A 19,174-nucleotide genomic window follows, 5' to 3' on the forward strand; every position below is an offset into this window, starting at 1 on the left:
TTTATTTGTGATTGTCGGGAAGAATTATGAAACGTGCCGTTGTCGTGTTCAGTGGCGGACAAGATTCCACAACCTGCCTAGTTCAGGCGTTGCAGCAGTATGACGAAGTGCATTGTGTCACGTTTGATTATGGTCAGCGTCACCGCGCCGAGATCGACGTGGCGCGCGAACTGGCGCTGAAACTCGGCGCGCGGGCGCATAAGGTGCTGGATGTCACGCTGCTTAATGAACTGGCGGTCAGCAGCCTGACGCGTGACAGCATTCCCGTGCCGGACTATGAACCGGACGCGACCGGGATTCCAAACACCTTTGTTCCAGGGCGCAATATTCTGTTTCTGACGCTGGCTGCGGTTTATGCGTATCAGGTACAAGCCCAAGCGGTGATTACCGGCGTCTGTGAAACAGATTTTTCCGGCTATCCAGATTGCCGTGATGAGTTTGTAAAAGCGTTGAATCACGCGGTAAGCCTTGGGCTGGCAAAAGAGATCCGCTTCGAAACGCCGCTGATGTGGATTGATAAAGCACAAACCTGGGCGCTCGCCGATTATTGGGGGGCATTGGATCTGGTACGTAGCGAGACGCTGACCTGCTACAACGGCATCAAAGGCGACGGTTGCGGCCATTGCGCGGCCTGTAATCTGCGCGCCAACGGTTTGCAGCATTACCTGGCGGATAAAACCGGTGTAATGGCGGCGATGAAACAGAAAACCGGCCTGCAATAATTTTATCGTCTGTTACGCCGGGTGGCGGCGGTTGCCTTATCCGGCCTACGAATATTCCACATTCGGTTTGTAGGCCGGATAAGCGTTTAGCGCCATTCGGCGAATAAAGCGTACCGGCCTACAAAACCTGAAATAATTCCATTGCTTGTTACGCCGGATGGCGGCGTTGCCTTATCCGGCCTACGTGTAGAATTACCCTTCGCGGCCTATCGCCTCGAGGGTTTCCCGCAGTTCCCCTTCCAGCGCCAGCGCTTTCTGGGTTTTCAAATCGAGGCAAACAAAGGTCACCAACGCGTCAGCCACGACATCGCCTGTGGAATCCAGCGTCAGGACCTGGCTCAGTACGCCGCTTTTATTATTGAGGTGCTCCACACTGCTGGTCACCGTAATCACATCGCCCAGCACGACCGGGCGGCGATAGTTGATGTTGATATTCACCACCGCGAAGCCGATGTAATTCGCGTGCATCCATTTGAAACCTTCACTGTGATCCAGCCAGTCCCAGCGAGCTTCCTCAAGGAACTCCAGATAACGTGCATTGTTCACATGCTGGTAAACATCAAGATGGTAACCACGGATTTTAATCTTCGTTTGCATAGCGCTTTAACCTTACCGTTATAGTTATAGAGACAGAGGCCATACTGGTATGACCTCTTTATCCTGGCAAACATTAGAGACTACGCAAGCACTCTACAGCTTTAGGTTCGCCAGATTACGCTCAACCAACGTTCCTCCCATCCCTGGCACCTGCTTCAAATCCTCCACCGTTTTGAAAGGACCGTACTCGTTCCGGTAACTGACAATCGCCTGTGCTTTTTTCATGCCGACGCCTTTCATTACTTTCGACAACTCTTCAGCCGTTGCACTGTTAATGCTGATTCGCGTACCACCCTCGTCCTCGGCACTTTTTGCTGCATCTTGCGCTTTGGCCTGCGATGAAGACGCCGTATCACTTTTGCTCTGCACCGCCGGTGGTTTAGCGCCCGCCGATGATGCCGCCAGCGCGTCGTGGCTCAGTGTCGCGCAGGCGATGGTCATCGTAATTAAGAGTGCTCTGATTCCATATTTCATGCTGTTTTCTCCTTTGTTTTCAACGCGAGAGGAACAATAACGAAGCCAGAGAACACAGACAAAGGGCAAAAATAAGAAATGGAAAAGGCCGCGAAAGCGGCCTTTGAGGATTGCAGAGCGTTACTCTTTTTTTGGGAGGTTGTTCCCGTTATTGCTGTTGTTCAGCGGTATCGCCCAGTTTGATTTTGGCTTCTTTACGCAGGTTGCTCATCAGCGCTTCGAAGGCGATCTGCGCGTTATTCTGCGTGATGCCTTGTACCATCGCTTTCTTTTGCGCGTCCGGCATGGTGCCTGGTTTCACTTCATCCAGCGCCATGACCACAACGTTGCCTTGCTGATCGTTGGCGGTGCCGAAGGACGGTTTGTCTTTCGCTGGCAGTGGCAGATTAAACGCGGCCTGGCTTACCGGATCCTGACCAACACGCGCCAGCGTTTTGGCTTCGCCGAAGCTCAGACCAGCCGCTTTCAGGGCTTCATCGCCTTTACCTGCTTTCAGCGCGTCCACCAGCTTGTCGGCATCCAGCTTCGCCTGCTGCTCAGCTTTGTTATGCTTCACAATATCGCTGACCTGCGCTTTCACTTCTTCCAGCGGCTTGATCGCTTCCGCTTTATGCTCGGTAATGCGCAGCACAAATGCGCGGTCGCCATCGACAGTGATGATATCGGAGTTGCTACCCGGCGCTCCGTTTTGGCCTACCAGGCCACCGTTGAAAATCGCGTCGCTAACCGGTTTGAAGTTCAGCTCTGCTGGCAGGTTGTCGTGACCGAACCAGCCCGTTTGCACCGCTTTCACTCCCGCAGCCTGTTCAGCACCGGCCAGAGATTCATTATCGTTGCTCGCGGCTTCGCTCACTTTCTGTTGCAGCGCGTACCAGGCATCCAGCGCGTTTTCCTGCTTCACTTTCGCGGCAAGTTCATCACGCACTTCGCTCAGCGGTTTCACCACCGCAGGCTGAACGTCATCCAGGCGGGCAACCAGGTAACCCACAGAAGATTTGATCGCGCCAGAAAGCTGGCCTTTCTCTTTCAGACCGGCGTTTTTCAGTTCATCCGGCGTGGTAGATTCTTCCAGCCAGCCCATATCGCCGCCGTTACGGGCAGAAATAATGTCAGCGGATTTGGCTTTCGCCACGGTCGCGAAGTCAGCACCTTTGTTCAGCTCGTCGAGCACGGCTTTCGCTTCATCTTCCGTTTTCGTCTGGATAATGCTGTAGCGGTTACGCTGCGGCTGCGTGAACTGATCCTGATGCTGATCGTAGTAGGCCTGGATTTGCTCGTCAGTGGCGTTTTCCTGCATCGCTGCCGCATCCAGCTTGATGTAACTTACGCGGAACTGCTCAGGTGCAATAAAGCGGCTCTTGTTCTGATCGTAATAGCTGGCGATTTCATCGTCGCTGGCGGTTTGTTTAGCTGCCAGGGCGTTAACGTCAATCACCGCCTGGCGTACGACGCGTTGCTGAGCGACCAGCGCCGCCAGCTCGTCAGTCTCACCTTTGAGCATAAAATCAGTACCGGCGACGGCATTAATCAGTTGCTGAGAGGTTAACTGGTTGCGCAGCGCCTGCGCGTATTGATCGGCGTTCATGCCCATCTGATTGACGATGGCGTTGAAGCGGTTGTTATCGAATTTGCCGTTAGACTGAAAAGCCTGGGTGGAGAAAATGGCTTTCTTCACTTGCTCGTCGCTGATGCCGAGGTCCAGTTTTTTGGCGTATTGATCCAGCAGCGCTTCGTCAATCATGCGATTGAGCACCTGCTGGCGTACGGATTTCATGTAGTTTTCGTTAGCGGCCAGCTCGGAGAACTGATCTCCCAGTTGCTGCACCATACGGTTGCGTTCACTGGTCACCGCATTTTCAAACTGGGAACGACCGATTTCCTGGTCATTAACTTTTGCGGCGTAATTATTGTTACCGCCAATCAGGTAGTTACCTACGCCAGTCAAAATGAATGACACGATAATCAAACCCAGAATGATCTTGAGCACGACGTGATTTGCCGCCGCGCGTAAATTGTCCATCATGGTGTAACAACACTCCGCTGTAGGTGACTGTAGATCTCAGGCAGCTCAAGTTGCCCGCTGCGTGTAAGCGCGTATTTTGACAAGAAAACGGGGCAATTGTTAGCCCGCAACGCGCATTAACTCGCAGAAATTAGCTTTGCACCAATAAAAAAAGGCACATCTCGCGATGCGCCCTTGTACTTTGCCACCATCCCACTTAAGGGAAAGTAATCAGTTTACAGCGTCTTTCAGTGCTTTACCTGCGCGGAAGCCAGGCACTTTAGCTGCGGCAATGGTGATTTCTTTACCGGTCTGAGGGTTGCGACCAGTACGGGCAGCACGCTCTTTAACCGCGAAAGTACCAAAACCTACCAGTGCTACGTCGTCCCCGGATTTCAAAGATTCAGTAACAGAAGCAATTAAAGCATCTAACGCACGCCCAGCAGCAGCTTTAGAAATATCAGCACCTGCGGCAATCTTGTCTATCAGTTGAGATTTATTCACTCTTCTCTTCCTCTCTTTATAATTTATATCGCACCTAATCCTTCACAGTGCGACCGCGCAGCAGTTATATCAGGCCTGTCATGCCCTTACAACAGCAGTTGATGATGACACACCCAATCAGCAATCTAAATTAGCTATACAAAAAAAGACTGGCAAGTACGAAATCACTCACCAGCCTTATATTTATCCAAGCACTTTGCGCGAGGTCACTATTTTGCCGTTGCGACTTGCATTCCGAACGGCTCATTCTGTAGCGCGAGGCTAAGAACCTCTTCGATACGCTTCACAGGATGGATGTCCAAATCGGCTACAACGTTTTCCGGAATTTCTTCAAGGTCACGCTTGTTTTCGTAAGGGATCAGTACCGTTTTGATCCCGCCACGATGCGCAGCCAGCAGTTTTTCCTTCAGGCCACCGATCGGCAGCACCTGGCCACGCAGGGTGATTTCACCCGTCATCGCCACATCTGCACGAACTGGGTTACCGGTCAGGCAAGAAACCAGCGCGGTACACATTGCGATACCAGCGCTCGGGCCATCTTTCGGCGTCGCGCCTTCCGGCACGTGAACGTGGATATCGCGTTTCTCGTAGAAGTCACCGTTGATACCCAGTTTTTCAGCGCGCGCACGCACCACCGTTAATGCCGCCTGGATAGACTCTTGCATGACTTCGCCGAGTGAACCGGTGTAAGTCAACTTACCTTTACCTGGCACACAGGCGGTTTCGATGGTCAGCAGATCACCACCCACTTCCGTCCACGCCAGGCCAGTAACCTGACCCACACGGTTTTCGTCGTCCGCGCGACCATAATCGAAACGCTGAACGCCAAGGTAGTCGTGCAGGTTATCGCCATTGATCTCAATGTGTTTCAGGGACGGATCCAGCAACAGCTGTTTCACGGCTTTACGGCACAGTTTGGAGATTTCACGTTCCAGGCCACGCACACCCGCTTCACGGGTGTAATAACGGATGATGCCGACAATCGCGCTGTCATCAACCGTCAATTCACTCGTTTTCAATGCATTACGTTCAATCTGCTTGGTCAGCAGATGACGTTTAGCGATGTTCAGTTTTTCGTCTTCGGTGTAACCAGAGAGGCGAATCACTTCCATACGATCCAGCAGCGGTGCCGGGATGTTCATGGAGTTAGAGGTGGCAACGAACATTACGTCGCTGAGGTCATAATCCACTTCCAGATAGTGATCGCTGAAGGCCACGTTCTGCTCTGGATCCAGCACTTCCAGCAGCGCTGAAGCCGGATCGCCACGCATGTCAGAAGACATTTTGTCGATTTCATCGAGCAGGAACAGCGGGTTTTTAACGCCCACTTTTGCCATTTTCTGAATCAGTTTGCCCGGCATAGAACCGATGTAAGTACGACGGTGACCGCGGATTTCCGCTTCGTCGCGCACGCCGCCCAGCGCCATACGGATGTATTTACGTCCGGTGGCTTTGGCAATAGACTGACCCAGAGAGGTTTTACCCACCCCCGGCGGCCCAACCAGACACAGAATCGGCCCTTTCAGCTTGTTCATACGGCTTTGAACCGCAAGATACTCAAGAATGCGGTCTTTGACACGCTCTAAGCCGTAATGGTCGGTATCCAGCACGTCCTGCGCCTGACGCAGATCTTTTTTGACCTTGCTGCGCGCGTTCCACGGAACCTGCACCATCCATTCGATATAGCCGCGCACCACGGTTGCTTCCGCAGACATCGGCGACATCATTTTCAGCTTCTGCAGCTCAGACTCGGCTTTTTCTTTCGCCTCTTTCGGCATTTTCGCCGCGTCAATTTTACGCTTCAGCGCTTCGTTTTCGTCCGGCGCGTCGTCCATCTCGCCCAGCTCTTTCTGAATAGCTTTCATTTGCTCATTCAGGTAGTACTCGCGCTGGGATTTCTCCATCTGCTTTTTCACGCGGTTGCGAATGCGTTTCTCAACCTGCAGCAGATCGATTTCAGACTCCATCATCGCCATCAGATATTCCAGACGTTCGTTAACGTCGGACATCTCCAGCACGGACTGCTTATCAGCCAATTTCAGCGGCATATGCGCAGCGATGGTATCGGCCAGACGTGCAGGATCGTCGATGCTGTTCAGCGACGTCAGCACTTCCGGCGGGATTTTTTTGTTGAGCTTGATGTAGCCTTCAAACTGGCTGATAGCGGTGCGAACCAGCACTTCCTGCTCGCGCTCGTCAATCGCTGGCGAGTCGAGATATTCCGCTTTCGCGGAGAAGTGTTCGCCATTATCGGCAAGGGTAGTGATGCGCGCGCGCTGAAGCCCCTCGACCAGCACTTTTACAGTGCCATCAGGCAGTTTCAACATTTGCAAAATAGACGCCACGGTCCCGACGGTGAAAAGATCGTTTACACCCGGCTCATCCGTTGACGCTTCTTTCTGCGCAACCAACATGATTTTTTTATCATGGTCCATGGCCGCTTCCAGACAACGGATCGATTTTTCCCGTCCCACAAATAACGGAATGACCATGTGCGGATAAACCACCACATCGCGCAATGGCAATACGGGGATTTCAATGCGTTCAGAACGCTCAGGATTCATAGAGCTCTCTCTTAGTTTAAAGTCCGCCAGGTAATCAAGGTGACGTGACTGTGCAACACGCACCATTAACATGTAATGCAGTATATGGGGATGTTTCCCACACATTCAACGGCGGGAATACGGAAAAATAAAAGGGGAGATAAAATCCCCCCTTTTTGATTAACTGACTGTATGAATTGATGAATTATTCGCCAGATGCCTGCTGCGCTTCCGGTTTGCCATAAATCAGTAGCGGTTTGGTTTGGCCGGCAATGACCGACTCATCAATCACTACTTTTTCGACATCTTCCAGGGACGGCAGGTCATACATGGTATCGAGCAGAGCGGCTTCTACGATAGAACGCAGGCCACGCGCGCCGGTTTTGCGCGCCATCGCTTTTTTGGCGATAGCATCCAGTGCTTCGTCGCGGAACTCCAGATCCACACCTTCCAGATTGAACAGCGCCTGATACTGCTTGGTGAGCGCGTTTTTCGGCTCTTTCAGGATCTGAATCAGCGCTTCTTCGCTCAGTTCGCTCAGCGTCGCCACGACCGGCAGACGACCGATGAACTCAGGAATCAAACCGAATTTGATCAAATCTTCCGGTTCAACCTGGGCCAGCAGCTCGCCTTCGTTGGCTTTTTCAGATTTCCCTTTCACCGTTGCGCCAAAACCAATGCCGGAGCCAGTTTCAACACGATGAGAGATCACTTTATCGAGGCCTGCGAACGCACCACCACAGATAAACAGGATTTTGGAGGTATCAACCTGCAAGAACTCCTGCTGCGGGTGCTTACGACCCCCCTGCGGCGGAACGGCAGCCACGGTGCCTTCAATCAATTTCAACAGTGCCTGCTGTACACCTTCGCCGGAAACATCGCGGGTGATCGACGGGTTGTCAGACTTACGGGAAATCTTGTCGATTTCATCGATGTAGACAATCCCGCGCTGCGCTTTCTGCACGTCGTAGTCACACTTCTGCAGCAATTTCTGAATGATGTTTTCCACATCTTCACCCACGTAACCCGCTTCGGTCAGCGTGGTAGCATCAGCCATGGTGAACGGAACATCAAGCAGGCGCGCTAGCGTTTCAGCAAGCAGCGTTTTACCGGAACCGGTCGGCCCGATCAGCAGAATGTTACTTTTGCCCAGTTCGACGCCATTGCTGGTATCGCCGTTGCGCAGGCGTTTATAGTGGTTATAAACCGCCACTGCCAGCACTTTTTTCGCCTGTTCCTGGCCGATGACATAGTCATCGAGATGGTGGCGGATTTCATGCGGGGTCGGCAGCGCGCTGCGCTCGCGATGCGGCGCAACTTCTTTAATCTCTTCGCGAATAATGTCGTTACACAGATCCACACATTCGTCGCAGATATACACGGACGGCCCGGCAATCAGCTTACGCACTTCATGCTGGCTTTTGCCGCAAAAAGAGCAGTACAACAGTTTGCCCGAACCATCTTTGCGTTTATCTGTCATGAGTAAAACCTCTTATCTGTTCTTTGTGCCGCACATGACGACGCAAATGCCATTCCAGGCGCAAAACCTTACTCAAGCATCACGCCACTTGCACTAACTGAATAGTATAGCGGCACATGCTGATGAGCATTAGTTACGATGGGTTAAAATTGAATCAACCAGCCCGTACTCTACCGCTTCTTGCGCGGCAAGGAAGCGGTCACGTTCTGTATCGCGTTCAATTTGCTCCAATGATTGACCTGTGTGATGCGCCATAAGTTCATTCATGCGCCCTTTCACTTTCAGGATTTCACGCGCGTGGATTTCAATATCCGTCGCCTGGCCCTGATAGCCGCCCAGCGGTTGATGGATCATCACACGTGAGTTCGGCAGGCAGAAGCGCTTGCCTTTCGCGCCAGCCGTCAGCAGGAAAGCGCCCATTGACGCGGCCTGCCCCATACAAATGGTGCTGACGTCCGGTTTAATAAATTGCATGGTGTCATAGATTGACATTCCGGCGGTAATTACGCCACCCGGAGAGTTAATGTACAGATAGATGTCTTTTTCCGGGTTTTCCGCTTCGAGAAACAGCATTTGCGCCACAATCAGGTTCGCCATGTGGTCTTCAACCTGACCGGTCAGAAAAATTACGCGTTCCTTGAGAAGACGGGAGTAGATATCGAAAGAGCGCTCACCACGTGAGGTCTGTTCAATAACCATTGGCACCAGAGCCATATGGGGTGCAAAGTTGTCTCGTTCGCCGCTGTATGACATTTCCGTCTCCTGGATATAAAAATAAACAAACCTGCTGTACTGATTGTACTTGAGTGATGGAGGTCTGACTATGACCCCTCACGGACGGATTATCAGCCAGAGTCTTTACTGTCACTAATCCCTTAGTGGGGATAACATTGTCTAATTTCAAGCATAACAATCTTTTGCTGTTACGCTAACACTGAAACACGCTTTTAGCACAGATCTGATAACGTTCATGCGATAAAAAAAGCCCGCCACCAGCAAGCAGGTGACGGGCTTATTACTTTTGGCTATCGCAGAAGTCGATTAAGCCTGTTGGTTCATCAGTTCAGTAAAGGAAGTGGCTTTTTCCGTCACTTTCGCCTTTTCCAGAACCGCTTCAACCGCTTGTTCTTCCAGCGCGACGTTACGCATGTTGTCCATCAGCTCTTTGTTTTTGCTGTAGAACTCGATCACTTCCTTCGGATCTTCATACGCAGAAGCCATCTCTTCGATCAGGCCTTTAACGCGCTCTTCGTCCGCTTTCAGCTCGTGGGTACGAATCACTTCGCCCAGCAGCAGGCCAACAACAACGCGGCGTTTAGCTTGCTCTTCGAACAGTTCACGCGGCAGTTCCAGAGCTTGTTTCTCGTTGCCACCGAAACGCTGTGCAGCCTGGCGACGCAGGACGTCGATTTCGCTGTCGATCAGTGCAGCCGGAACGTCGATTTCGTTAGCGTTCACCAGGCCATCAATCGCCTGAGATTTAACACGGTTACGCACGGCGCCTTTCAGCTCGCGTTCCATGTTTTTACGCACTTCAGCGCGCAGACCGGCAACGGAACCGTCTTCAACGCCGAAACGTTTGATGAACTCTTCAGTCAGTTCCGGCAGTTCACGCTCTTCGACTTTCTTCAGGTTAATGACAAATTTCGCCGCTTTACCTTTCAGATTTTCTGCGTGGTACTCTTCCGGGAAGGTCACGTCGATGGTGAACTCTTCGCCCGCTTTATGGCCTTTGATACCGTCTTCGAAGCCCGGGATCATACGACCCTGGCCCATTGCCAGTACGAAATCAGTGGCTTTGCCGCCTTCAAACTCTTCACCGTCAACAGAGCCGGTGAAATCAACGGTAACACGGTCTTCAGCGTCAGCCGCGCCGTCTTTGTCTTTCCAGTTCGCCTGCTGCTTACGCAGGGTGTCGAGCATGGTATCAACATCAGCATCGGTCACTTCAACAACCGGTTTTTCAACTTCGATGGTATCCAGCGCTTTCAGCTCAACTTCCGGATACACTTCGAATTCAACAGAGTAAGTGAAGTCTTCGCCCAGTTTGTATTCGCCCGGAACGTAGTTCGGTGCGCCAGCCGGGTTGATTTTTTCCTGGATGATCGCGTCGATGAAGTTGCGGCTCATCAGGTCGCCCAGCACATCCTGGCGAACAGAGGCGCCATAACGCTGAGCAACAACAGTCATCGGTACTTTGCCCTTACGGAAGCCGTCAATACGCACTTTCTTCGCTACGTTGACCAGCTCGCTCTTCACAGCGGTCTCGATGCTGTCAGCAGCGATTGTAATCGTTACACGGCGCCCAAGGCCCTGAGTGGTTTCAACTGAAACTTGCATCTTGTTACCTCAAAAAATCACAGTGCTCGGTCAACTCTACTCTGCGAAGCAAACCTTTTTTCGCTTTGCAGAACCGGGATGTTCTCTCAAATCAGATATACATTCCCTGTCGTCAGAATCATCCCGAAGACATTCCGAAAAATAAGACGCAGCATTATAGCGGCATCACAGATATGAGTCGAGAACGGGAATGTCGCAATGGTGCGTCATTTTTCACACTTCTGAAGCAATTTCGCTCAAAAAAGGGCGTTTCTCGCTCAAAATTCAGACAAAACAAAACGGCCCGTAGGCCGTTTTCACATAAACTGCATGCAACATACTGGAAAAGTTCAGGCGGTTGCAACCTGGTTTTCTACGCGATGGTTCCCGCACCGCGGCATGCTGGCGAGGTCAAAAGGGTATCCTGTAACCCTTCCCACTCTTTGAGTGTGTAAGTATGCAGAGCAAGTGCATGAATTGTCGTGGACAGTTCGTCTGTCAACGTACCGTAAATCATGCGATGGCGATTAAGAAAACGTTCTCCGGTAAAGCGATCGCTTACCAGTACTACTTTGAAATGACTCTCTGAACCCGCCGGGACATTGTGACGATAACTTTCATCCACAACTTCGAGGAAAATGGGTTCAAACGCCGCCTTCAGTTTTGTTTCTATCTGTTCACGCATCATCATGATATTACTCCTCCGACAACGCTGAGATGCCAGCCATCTCTTTAAATGTTAGCCGCTTTTACCGTCTCTATAACAATAAAACAACAAAAAATTGGCATTCGTCTTATTTTCTCGCTCAACGGGATGAACTCTACTGAAAGGGTCGCGATTTTTGCCGGTCAGGCGTGATGAAGATGTTTTTCGCGCTGAAAAAAAGCACAAGACGATGAATTTACATGCGTTGAGGACTTCCCCTTAACGGCGGCAATGTTATGATGGCGACAATTTTCCCCCAGAAGCTTAGATCCCTTGAGAGCCTGAACATGTTTAAGAAACTTCTCTTTCCGTTGGTCGCTTTATTTATGCTGGCTGGCTGTGCGACCCCGCCAACCACCCTTGAAGTCACACCGAAAATTACCCTCCCGCAGCAAGATCCAAGCCTGATGGGCGTGACCGTGAGCATCAACGGTGCCGATCAACGTCCGGATCAAGCGCTGGCGAAAGTGACCCGCGATAACCAGTTGGTCACGTTAACCGCATCCCGTGACCTGCGTTTCCTGTTGCAGGAAGTGCTGGAGAAACAGATGACCGCGCGCGGTTATATGATCGGGCCAAACGGCGCGGTAAACCTGCAAATTATTGTTAACCAGCTGTATGCGGATGTTTCCCAGGGCAATGTGCGTTACAACATCGCCACCAAAGCGGATATCGCCATCATTGCGACCGCAGGTAATGGCAATAAGATGACGAAAAACTACCGTGCCAGCTACAACGTTGAAGGCGCTTTCCAGGCGTCCAACGACAAGATCGCCAACGCGGTCAACAGCGTGCTGACCGACACTATCGCGGATATGTCGCAAGACACCAGCATCCACGACTTCATCAAGCAAAACGCCCGCTAATTGCTGCACTGGCCCGGTTCTACCGGGCCAGTTGTTAACTCATGTCCAATCATTACTTACGTATTTTCACGCAACCTAAATCAGCCATTTTGCTGATGCTCGGTTTCGCCTCCGGCTTACCTCTTGCGCTGACCAGCGGCACACTTCAGGCATGGATCACCGTTGCCGATATCGACGTCAAAACCATTGGTTTTTTCTCGCTGGTTGGTCAGGCTTACGTTTTTAAATTCCTGTGGTCTCCGGCCATGGATCGCTATACGCCCTCTTTTTTAGGGCGTCGCCGCGGCTGGCTGCTGTTAACGCAAGTGTGTCTGCTGGTGGCAATTGCCGGGATGGGTTTTCTCGAACCGGCGAGCGATCTGCGCTGGATGGCGGCACTGGCGGTGGTGATCGCTTTCTGCTCGGCGTCGCAGGATATTGTGTTTGATGCCTGGAAAACGGATGTCCTGAGTGCGGAAGAGCGCGGCGCTGGCGCGGCAATCAGCGTGCTAGGTTACCGTATCGGCATGCTGATTTCCGGTGGTCTGGCGCTGTGGCTAGCGGATCGTTGGCTCGGCTGGCAAGGGATGTACTGGCTGATGGCCGCATTGATGATCCCTTGCATTATCGCCACGCTGCGCGCGCCGGAGCCAGCCGATACGATTCCTGCGCCAAAATCTCTGGAAGAAGCCGTTGTCGCGCCATTGCGTGATTTCTTCGGGCGCAACAACGCCTGGCTTATTCTGCTGCTGATTGTCCTTTATAAGCTCGGCGATGCGTTTGCCATGAGCCTGACCACGCTCTTTTTGATTCGCGGCGTCGGGTTTGATCCTGGCGATGTCGGCATGGTGAATAAAAGCCTCGGCCTTGTGGCGACGATTATCGGCGCGCTGTGGGGCGGCGTTTTAATGCAGCGGTTAACGCTTTTTCGCGCGCTGCTGATTTTTGGTGTTTTGCAGGCAGTCTCGAATGCCGGTTACTGGCTGTTGTCGGTGACGGAAAAAGATATCATCACCATGGGCGCGGCGGTCTTCTTTGAGAATCTCTGCGGCGGCATGGGCACGGCGGCATTTGTTGCGTTGCTGATGACGCTCTGTAACAAGTCCTTTTCTGCCACGCAGTTCGCGTTGCTCTCCGCCCTCTCTGCGGTCGGGCGCGTCTATGTTGGCCCGCTGGCGGGTTGGTTCGTTGCCAATTACGACTGGCCGACCTTCTATCTGTTCTCCATCTTCGCCGCCATTCCGGGTTTGCTGTTGCTGCTGCTTTGCAAGCAGACGCTGGAGTTTACGCAGCGTACCGAGCGTTTTATGCCGCGCACAGAGTTTACAGGCGTGTACCGACAAGCGATGCGTGTTCTCGGCGCGGGTGCGTTTTTGCTGGCAGCCGGTCTGCTGGTGCTGCTCAGTAACGCTCTCGGTCTGACGCAGTGGTCTGTTGACGGACATTTGATGGAATGGGGGGCGTTGCTGGCGATAATGGGTATTGTTTTCGGGGGGTTACTGGATCTGCTGGCCCTGCGCAAGACCCAGTTGTTGTGATGAGACGTGCCTGCGGGCGCGTTTCTCATTCGATTAAAGAGTGAGCGATATATTTTCTTACAGTGAAAAATATATTTGCTTTTTATTTTCCTTTTAAAATCAATAGGGAAAAATAAATACCCGTAAAAACAATTTACTGTCGTTATTATTCTGCTCATTAAACCAACACAAATTACATTTGTGTCAATCGGCGAATTAACGGGACAAATAAAAATTATTAATTAATTTGTGCCTTATAAATTTAAGGCTACGCTTTAACAATTCAGCACTGTTATTAATTGTTGGGTTTCGAGTAGGTTCCAATAATGTTCGATAGTTGCTGGATATTTGTTAATTAAATGTTTATTTAATTGATTGGTTATACCAATTCACCCTCAAGGCTGATTGTAATGTCATTTTTTCGTTATAATCACCCTCTCTGGCTGTGCGAATGCCCGATTTTACAGATTGTTGCATTCTGTGTGACATATACGGCAGAACCCAGTAACACCTTACTGACACAGAGCCAATCATGTTTACAGTAACGTAACCTTTCCGTAAAATGCCCGCACACTTTAAGCGCCACCAGATCCCGTGGAATTGAGGTCGTTAAATGAGACTCAGGAAATACAATAAAAGTTTGGGATGGTTGTCATTAATCGCCGGCACTGTTTTACTCAGTGGTTGCGATTCTGCACTTCTTGACCCCAAAGGACAGATTGGTCTGGAGCAACGTTCGCTGATACTGACGGCATTTGGCCTGATGTTGATTGTCGTTATTCCTGCAATCTTAATGGCCGTTGGTTTCGCCTGGAAGTATCGTGCAAGCAATAAAGATGCGAAGTATAGCCCTAACTGGTCACACTCCAATAAAGTGGAAGCTGTGGTCTGGACAGTGCCGATTCTGATCATCCTGTTCCTTGCCGTTTTGACCTGGAAAACCACCCACTCGCTCGAGCCGAGCAAACCACTGGCACATGATGAACACCCAATCACGATTGAAGTGGTCGCCATGGACTGGAAATGGTTCTTCATCTACCCGGAACAGGGCATCGCTACCGTGAATGAAATCGCCTTCCCGGCGAACACTCCGGTGGAATTCAAAGTCACCTCGAACTCCGTGATGAACTCGTTCTTTATCCCGCGTCTGGGCAGCCAGATTTACGCGATGGCCGGTATGCAGACCAAACTGCATCTGATTGCCAACGAAGCCGGTACTTATGATGGCATCTCCGCCAGCTACAGTGGCCCAGGCTTCTCCGGCATGAAGTTTAAAGCCATTGCCACGCCGGACCGCGCCGCGTTCGACCAGTGGGTCGCGAAAGCGAAACAGTCTTCTACTACTCTGCCGGATATGGCTGCGTACGAGAAAATTGCCGCACCAAGCGAATACAACAAGGTTGAATACTTCTCCAGCGTGAAACCCGATTTGTTTAAAGACGTTATCAACAAATTTATGGGCCACGGCAAGAGCATGGACATGACCCAACCGGAAGGTGAGCACAACTCACACGAAGGCATGGAAGGCATGGACATGAGCCACGCGGAAACCTCTCACTAAGGGGCCGAGGAAAACGATGTTCGGAAAACTTACACTGGATGCAGTGCCGTATCATGAACCTATTATCATGATCACGATCGCTGCGATTATCGTCGGTGGTCTGGCGGTAGTCGGCCTGATCTCTTACTTCGGTAAGTGGTCCTGGCTATGGAATGAGTGGTTAACCTCCGTTGACCATAAACGTCTTGGCATTATGTATGTCCTCGTAGCTGTAGTTATGCTGCTGCGTGGCTTTGCTGACGCCGTGATGATGCGTAGCCAGCAAGCGCTGGCCTCGGCGGGTGAAGCGGGCTTCTTGCCACCTCACCACTACGATCAGATCTTCACCGCCCACGGCGTGATTATGATCTTCTTCGTGGCGATGCCGTTTGTTATCGGTCTGATGAACCTGGTGGTTCCGCTGCAGATCGGTGCGCGCGACGTTGCGTTCCCGTTCCTTAACAACCTGAGCTTCTGGTTCACGGTTGTGGGCGTGATTCTGGTTAACATCTCTCTGGGCGTCGGTGAGTTCGCGCAGACAGGTTGGCTGGCTTATCCGCCGCTATCGGGAATTGAATATAGCCCTGGTGTCGGGGTCGATTATTGGATCTGGAGTCTCCAGCTATCCGGTATCGGTACGACGCTGACCGGTATCAACTTCTTAGTGACCATTCTGAAGATGCGTGCGCCGGGCATGACTATGTTTAAAATGCCGGTCTTCACCTGGGCGTCACTGTGCGCCAACGTGCTGATCATCGCATCGTTCCCAATTCTGACTGTCACCATCGCACTGCTTACCCTGGATCGCTATCTGGGTACCCATTTCTTTACCAACGATATGGGTGGCAACATGATGATGTACATCAACCTGATTTGGGCCTGGGGTCACCCGGAAGTGTACATTCTGGTGCTGCCGGTGTTCGGTGTGTTCTCCGAAATTACCGCCACCTTCTCGCGTAAACGCCTGTTTGGCTACACCTCGCTGGTGTGGGCGACCGTGTGTATTACCATCCTGTCGTTCATCGTTTGGCTGCACCACTTCTTCACCATGGGTGCCGGTGCGAACGTTAACGCCTTCTTCGGTATTACCACGATGATCATCGCCATCCCGACCGGGGTGAAGATCTTCAACTGGCTGTTCACCATGTACCAAGGCCGCATCGTGTTCCACTCAGCCATGCTGTGGACCATCGGCTTTATCGTCACCTTCTCTGTAGGTGGGATGACCGGCGTGCTGCTGGCCGTTCCGGGCGCAGACTTCGTACTGCACAACAGCCTGTTCCTGATCGCGCACTTCCATAACGTTATCATCGGCGGTGTGGTGTTCGGTTGCTTCGCAGGTCTGACCTACTGGTGGCCGAAAGCGTTCGGTTACACCCTGAACGAAACCTGGGGTAAACGCGCATTCTGGTTCTGGATCATCGGCTTCTTCGTCGCATTTATGCCGCTGTACGTACTGGGCTTTATGGGTATGACCCGTCGCCTCAGCCAGCAGATTGATCCGCAGTTCCACCTGATGCTGATGATTGCCGCCGGCGGTGCCGCGCTGATCGCTATCGGTATCCTGTGTCTGCTGATTCAGATCTTCGTGTCAATTCGCGACCGCGATCAGAACCGTGATCTGACCGGTGACCCATGGGGTGGCCGTACGCTGGAGTGGGCAACCTCTTCTCCGCCGCCGTTCTACAACTTCGCACATGTTCCGGAAATTCACGAACGTGACGCGTTTTGGGAAATGAAAGAGAAAGGCGAAGCGTACAAACAACCTGCGCAGTATGAAGAAATTCATATGCCGAAAAACAGCGGTGCTGGCATTGTTATCGCCGCGTTTGCAACGGTATTCGGTTTTGCCATGATCTGGCACATCTGGTGGATGGCTATCGTCGGCTTCGCGGGCATCATCATCAGCTGGATTGTGAAGAGCTTCGACGAGGACGTGGATTACTACGTACCGGTTGCAGAAATCGAGAAACTGGAAAATCAGCATTTCGATGAGATCACTAAAGCAGGGCTGAAAAATGGCAACTGATACTCTGACGAACGCGCATGCCCACGCGCACGAACACGGGCACCACGATGCAGGGCCGAATAAAGTCTTCGGTTTCTGGATCTACCTGATGAGCGACTGCATTCTGTTCTGCTGTCTGTTCGCGACCTATGCCGTTCTGGTGAATGGCACAGCGGGCGGCCCGGCTGGCAAGGACATTTTCGAACTGCCGTTCGTTCTGGTAGAAACCGCACTGCTGCTGTTCAGCTCCATCACCTACGGCATGGCGGCTATCGCCATGTACAAAAACAACAAAAGCCAAGTTGTCTCCTGGCTGGCGTTGACCTGGTTGTTTGGTGCTGGATTTATCGGGATGGAACTCTATGAATTCCATCACCTGATTGCGGAAGGCATGGGTCCGGATCGCAGCGGCTTCCTGTCAGCGTTCTTCGCGCTGGTCGGCACCCACGGTCTGCACGTGACATCTGGTCTGGTGTGGATGGCGGTCCTGATGTTCCAGGTTTCCCGTCGCGGCCTGACCAGTACCAACCGTACCCGTATCATGTGCCTGAGCTTGTTCTGGCACTTCCTGGACGTGGTATGGATTTGCGTGTTCTCTGTTGTCTATCTGATGGGGGCGATGTAATGAGTCATACTAACGATCATGGCGCTTCCCACGGCAGCGTAAAAACCTATATGACAGGTTTCATCCTGTCGATCATCCTGACGGTCATTCCGTTCTGGATGGTGATGAACGGTTCTGCTTCTAAGCCGGTGATTCTGGGCACCATCCTGGTTACCGCCGTAGTTCAGATTCTGGTGCATCTGGTTTGCTTCCTGCACATGAACACCAAGTCTGATGAAGGCTGGAACCTGACCGCCTTTATCTTTACCGTGATTATCATCGCTATCCTGGTAGTCGGTTCCATCTGGATTATGTGGAACCTCAACTACAACATGATGGTTCACTAAGAGCGGCGAGTATGTTTAAGCAATACCTGCAAGTAACGAAACCGGGCATTATTTTTGGCAACTTGATCTCCGTGATCGGGGGGTTCCTGCTGGCTTCCAAAGGCCACATCGATTATCCCCTGTTCCTCTACACGCTGATTGGCGTGTCATTGGTGGTCGCCTCTGGTTGTGTATTTAACAACTACATCGATCGTGACATCGATAAAAAGATGGAACGAACGAAAAACAGGGTGCTGGTCAGAGGGCTGATCTCGCCAAAAGTCTCGCTGGTGTACGCCGCCTTGTTGGGTATTGCTGGCTTTATGCTGTTGTGGTTTGGCGCTAACCCGCTGGCCTGCTGGCTCGGGGTGATGGGGTTCGTGGTGTATGTGGGCATTTACAGCCTGTATATGAAACGTCACTCCGTTTACGGCACGCTGATTGGCTCACTCTCCGGCGCGGCACCGCCGGTGATTGGCTACTGTGCTGTCACCAACGAGTTCGACAGCGGCGCGGCAATCCTGTTGGCGATTTTCAGCCTATGGCAAATGCCGCACTCGTATGCCATCGCGATTTTCCGCTTTAAGGATTATCAGGCCGCGAACATCCCGGTTCTGCCAGTAGTGAAAGGCATTTCCGTGGCGAAAAACCATATCACGCTGTACATCCTGGCGTTTGCTATCGCCACGCTGATGCTGTCGCTTGGCGGTTACGCAGGTTACAAATACCTGGTCGTTGCCGCGGCGGTCAGCCTCTGGTGGTTGGGCATGGCGCTGCGCGGGTACAAAGTTGAGGATGACAAGGTGTGGGCGCGCAAACTGTTCGTCTTCTCCATCGTCGCCATCACTTCCCTTTCCGTGATGATGTCCGTGGATTTTATGGTCCCTGATTCACACAGCCTGCTGGCCTACGTCTGGTGATCCAGACACGCTTTTAAAGGGTGCTTCGGCACCCTTTTTTCATTCTGCCGCCCCGGCATTTCAAGGG

At 52.0% G+C, this 19,174-nt stretch carries 17 protein-coding genes; 8 read left to right on the forward strand and 9 right to left on the reverse strand.

Annotated features, from left to right (window positions below):
• Positions 1-26: 26 nt before the first annotated feature.
• On the forward strand, positions 27-722 hold the full coding sequence (gene queC / locus AAEY27_RS16635) for a 7-cyano-7-deazaguanine synthase QueC (RefSeq protein WP_342321863.1): 696 nt from the start codon (positions 27-29) through the stop codon (positions 720-722).
• 192 nt (positions 723-914) lie between these two features.
• Here queC and AAEY27_RS16640 read toward each other — a convergent pair whose 3' ends face one another.
• From AAEY27_RS16640 to bolA, 9 genes are all read right to left on the reverse strand, one after another.
• The gene (locus AAEY27_RS16640) at positions 915-1,319 is read right to left on the reverse strand and encodes an acyl-CoA thioesterase (RefSeq protein WP_342321864.1); all 405 of its coding nucleotides are present in this window, start codon (positions 1,317-1,319) and stop codon (positions 915-917) included.
• 93 nt (positions 1,320-1,412) lie between these two features.
• A complete protein-coding gene (locus AAEY27_RS16645) occupies positions 1,413-1,793 on the reverse strand; it encodes a helix-hairpin-helix domain-containing protein (protein ID WP_342321866.1) in 381 nt (126 codons plus the stop codon).
• Between the two features lie 148 nt (positions 1,794-1,941).
• Entirely contained in the window at positions 1,942-3,816 is a 1,875-nt protein-coding gene (gene ppiD / locus AAEY27_RS16650) for a peptidylprolyl isomerase (protein WP_342321867.1), read from the reverse strand.
• Between the two features lie 210 nt (positions 3,817-4,026).
• On the reverse strand, positions 4,027-4,299 hold the full coding sequence (hupB, locus tag AAEY27_RS16655; RefSeq protein WP_007373541.1) for a nucleoid-associated protein HU-beta: 273 nt from the start codon (positions 4,297-4,299) through the stop codon (positions 4,027-4,029).
• Positions 4,300-4,508: 209 nt separating this feature from the next.
• The gene (lon, locus tag AAEY27_RS16660) at positions 4,509-6,863 is read right to left on the reverse strand and encodes an endopeptidase La (RefSeq protein WP_342321868.1); all 2,355 of its coding nucleotides are present in this window, start codon (positions 6,861-6,863) and stop codon (positions 4,509-4,511) included.
• A 184-nt stretch (positions 6,864-7,047) separates the two neighbouring features.
• Positions 7,048-8,322: an ATP-dependent protease ATP-binding subunit ClpX gene (gene clpX, locus AAEY27_RS16665; RefSeq protein ID WP_342321869.1), complete on the reverse strand. Its 1,275-nt coding sequence runs from the start codon at positions 8,320-8,322 to the stop codon at positions 7,048-7,050.
• A gap of 129 nt (positions 8,323-8,451) precedes the next feature.
• Positions 8,452-9,075 (reverse strand): ATP-dependent Clp endopeptidase proteolytic subunit ClpP, encoded by a 624-nt coding sequence (gene clpP, locus AAEY27_RS16670; RefSeq protein WP_017458886.1) that lies wholly within the window; start codon positions 9,073-9,075, stop codon positions 8,452-8,454.
• A gap of 288 nt (positions 9,076-9,363) precedes the next feature.
• A complete protein-coding gene (gene tig / locus AAEY27_RS16675; protein ID WP_342321871.1) occupies positions 9,364-10,662 on the reverse strand; it encodes a trigger factor in 1,299 nt (432 codons plus the stop codon).
• A gap of 352 nt (positions 10,663-11,014) precedes the next feature.
• A complete protein-coding gene (gene bolA, locus AAEY27_RS16680; RefSeq protein WP_342321873.1) occupies positions 11,015-11,332 on the reverse strand; it encodes a transcriptional regulator BolA in 318 nt (105 codons plus the stop codon).
• A gap of 302 nt (positions 11,333-11,634) precedes the next feature.
• On the opposite strand from bolA, the gene AAEY27_RS16685 reads away from it, so the two are divergent.
• The 7 genes from AAEY27_RS16685 to cyoE all read left to right on the forward strand — a co-directional run bounded on the left by AAEY27_RS16685 (position 11,635) and on the right by cyoE (position 19,107).
• Positions 11,635-12,213: a lipoprotein gene (locus tag AAEY27_RS16685; protein WP_342321875.1), complete on the forward strand. Its 579-nt coding sequence runs from the start codon at positions 11,635-11,637 to the stop codon at positions 12,211-12,213.
• 41 nt (positions 12,214-12,254) lie between these two features.
• Positions 12,255-13,730, forward strand: a complete 1,476-nt coding sequence (ampG, locus tag AAEY27_RS16690) for a muropeptide MFS transporter AmpG (protein ID WP_342321877.1) — start codon at positions 12,255-12,257, stop codon at positions 13,728-13,730.
• Positions 13,731-14,322: 592 nt separating this feature from the next.
• Positions 14,323-15,270: a cytochrome o ubiquinol oxidase subunit II gene (gene cyoA, locus AAEY27_RS16695; protein ID WP_342321878.1), complete on the forward strand. Its 948-nt coding sequence runs from the start codon at positions 14,323-14,325 to the stop codon at positions 15,268-15,270.
• 16 nt (positions 15,271-15,286) lie between these two features.
• Positions 15,287-17,278, forward strand: a complete 1,992-nt coding sequence (gene cyoB / locus AAEY27_RS16700; protein WP_342321879.1) for a cytochrome o ubiquinol oxidase subunit I — start codon at positions 15,287-15,289, stop codon at positions 17,276-17,278.
• On the forward strand, positions 17,268-17,882 hold the full coding sequence (locus AAEY27_RS16705) for a cytochrome o ubiquinol oxidase subunit III (RefSeq protein ID WP_342321881.1): 615 nt from the start codon (positions 17,268-17,270) through the stop codon (positions 17,880-17,882). The genes cyoB and AAEY27_RS16705 overlap by 11 nt, the downstream gene beginning before the upstream one ends.
• Positions 17,882-18,208, forward strand: a complete 327-nt coding sequence (locus AAEY27_RS16710) for a cytochrome o ubiquinol oxidase subunit IV (protein WP_342321883.1) — start codon at positions 17,882-17,884, stop codon at positions 18,206-18,208. The genes AAEY27_RS16705 and AAEY27_RS16710 overlap by 1 nt, the downstream gene beginning before the upstream one ends.
• Positions 18,209-18,219: 11 nt before the next feature.
• Positions 18,220-19,107, forward strand: a complete 888-nt coding sequence (gene cyoE / locus AAEY27_RS16715; RefSeq protein WP_342321884.1) for a heme o synthase — start codon at positions 18,220-18,222, stop codon at positions 19,105-19,107.
• The last annotated feature ends 67 nt before the right edge of the window (positions 19,108-19,174 follow it).

This window comes from Kosakonia sp. BYX6, from assembly GCF_038449125.1.
Taxonomy (GTDB): Bacteria; Pseudomonadota; Gammaproteobacteria; order Enterobacterales; family Enterobacteriaceae; genus Kosakonia; species Kosakonia calanthes.

Coding starts and splice junctions, on each gene's coding strand:
- cyoE (WP_342321884.1), top strand. CDS start 18,220: ATGTTTAAGCAATACCTGCAAGTAACGAAACCGGGCATTATTTTTGGC.
- AAEY27_RS16685 (WP_342321875.1), top strand. CDS start 11,635: ATGTTTAAGAAACTTCTCTTTCCGTTGGTCGCTTTATTTATGCTGGCT.
- ampG (WP_342321877.1), top strand. CDS start 12,255: ATGTCCAATCATTACTTACGTATTTTCACGCAACCTAAATCAGCCATT.
- clpX (WP_342321869.1), bottom strand. CDS start 8,322: ATGACAGATAAACGCAAAGATGGTTCGGGCAAACTGTTGTACTGCTCT.
- AAEY27_RS16710 (WP_342321883.1), top strand. CDS start 17,882: ATGAGTCATACTAACGATCATGGCGCTTCCCACGGCAGCGTAAAAACC.
- cyoB (WP_342321879.1), top strand. CDS start 15,287: ATGTTCGGAAAACTTACACTGGATGCAGTGCCGTATCATGAACCTATT.
- queC (WP_342321863.1), top strand. CDS start 27: ATGAAACGTGCCGTTGTCGTGTTCAGTGGCGGACAAGATTCCACAACC.
- lon (WP_342321868.1), bottom strand. CDS start 6,863: ATGAATCCTGAGCGTTCTGAACGCATTGAAATCCCCGTATTGCCATTG.
- AAEY27_RS16640 (WP_342321864.1), bottom strand. CDS start 1,319: ATGCAAACGAAGATTAAAATCCGTGGTTACCATCTTGATGTTTACCAG.
- clpP (WP_017458886.1), bottom strand. CDS start 9,075: ATGTCATACAGCGGCGAACGAGACAACTTTGCACCCCATATGGCTCTG.
- AAEY27_RS16645 (WP_342321866.1), bottom strand. CDS start 1,793: ATGAAATATGGAATCAGAGCACTCTTAATTACGATGACCATCGCCTGC.
- bolA (WP_342321873.1), bottom strand. CDS start 11,332: ATGATGATGCGTGAACAGATAGAAACAAAACTGAAGGCGGCGTTTGAA.
- cyoA (WP_342321878.1), top strand. CDS start 14,323: ATGAGACTCAGGAAATACAATAAAAGTTTGGGATGGTTGTCATTAATC.
- tig (WP_342321871.1), bottom strand. CDS start 10,662: ATGCAAGTTTCAGTTGAAACCACTCAGGGCCTTGGGCGCCGTGTAACG.
- ppiD (WP_342321867.1), bottom strand. CDS start 3,816: ATGATGGACAATTTACGCGCGGCGGCAAATCACGTCGTGCTCAAGATC.
- AAEY27_RS16705 (WP_342321881.1), top strand. CDS start 17,268: ATGGCAACTGATACTCTGACGAACGCGCATGCCCACGCGCACGAACAC.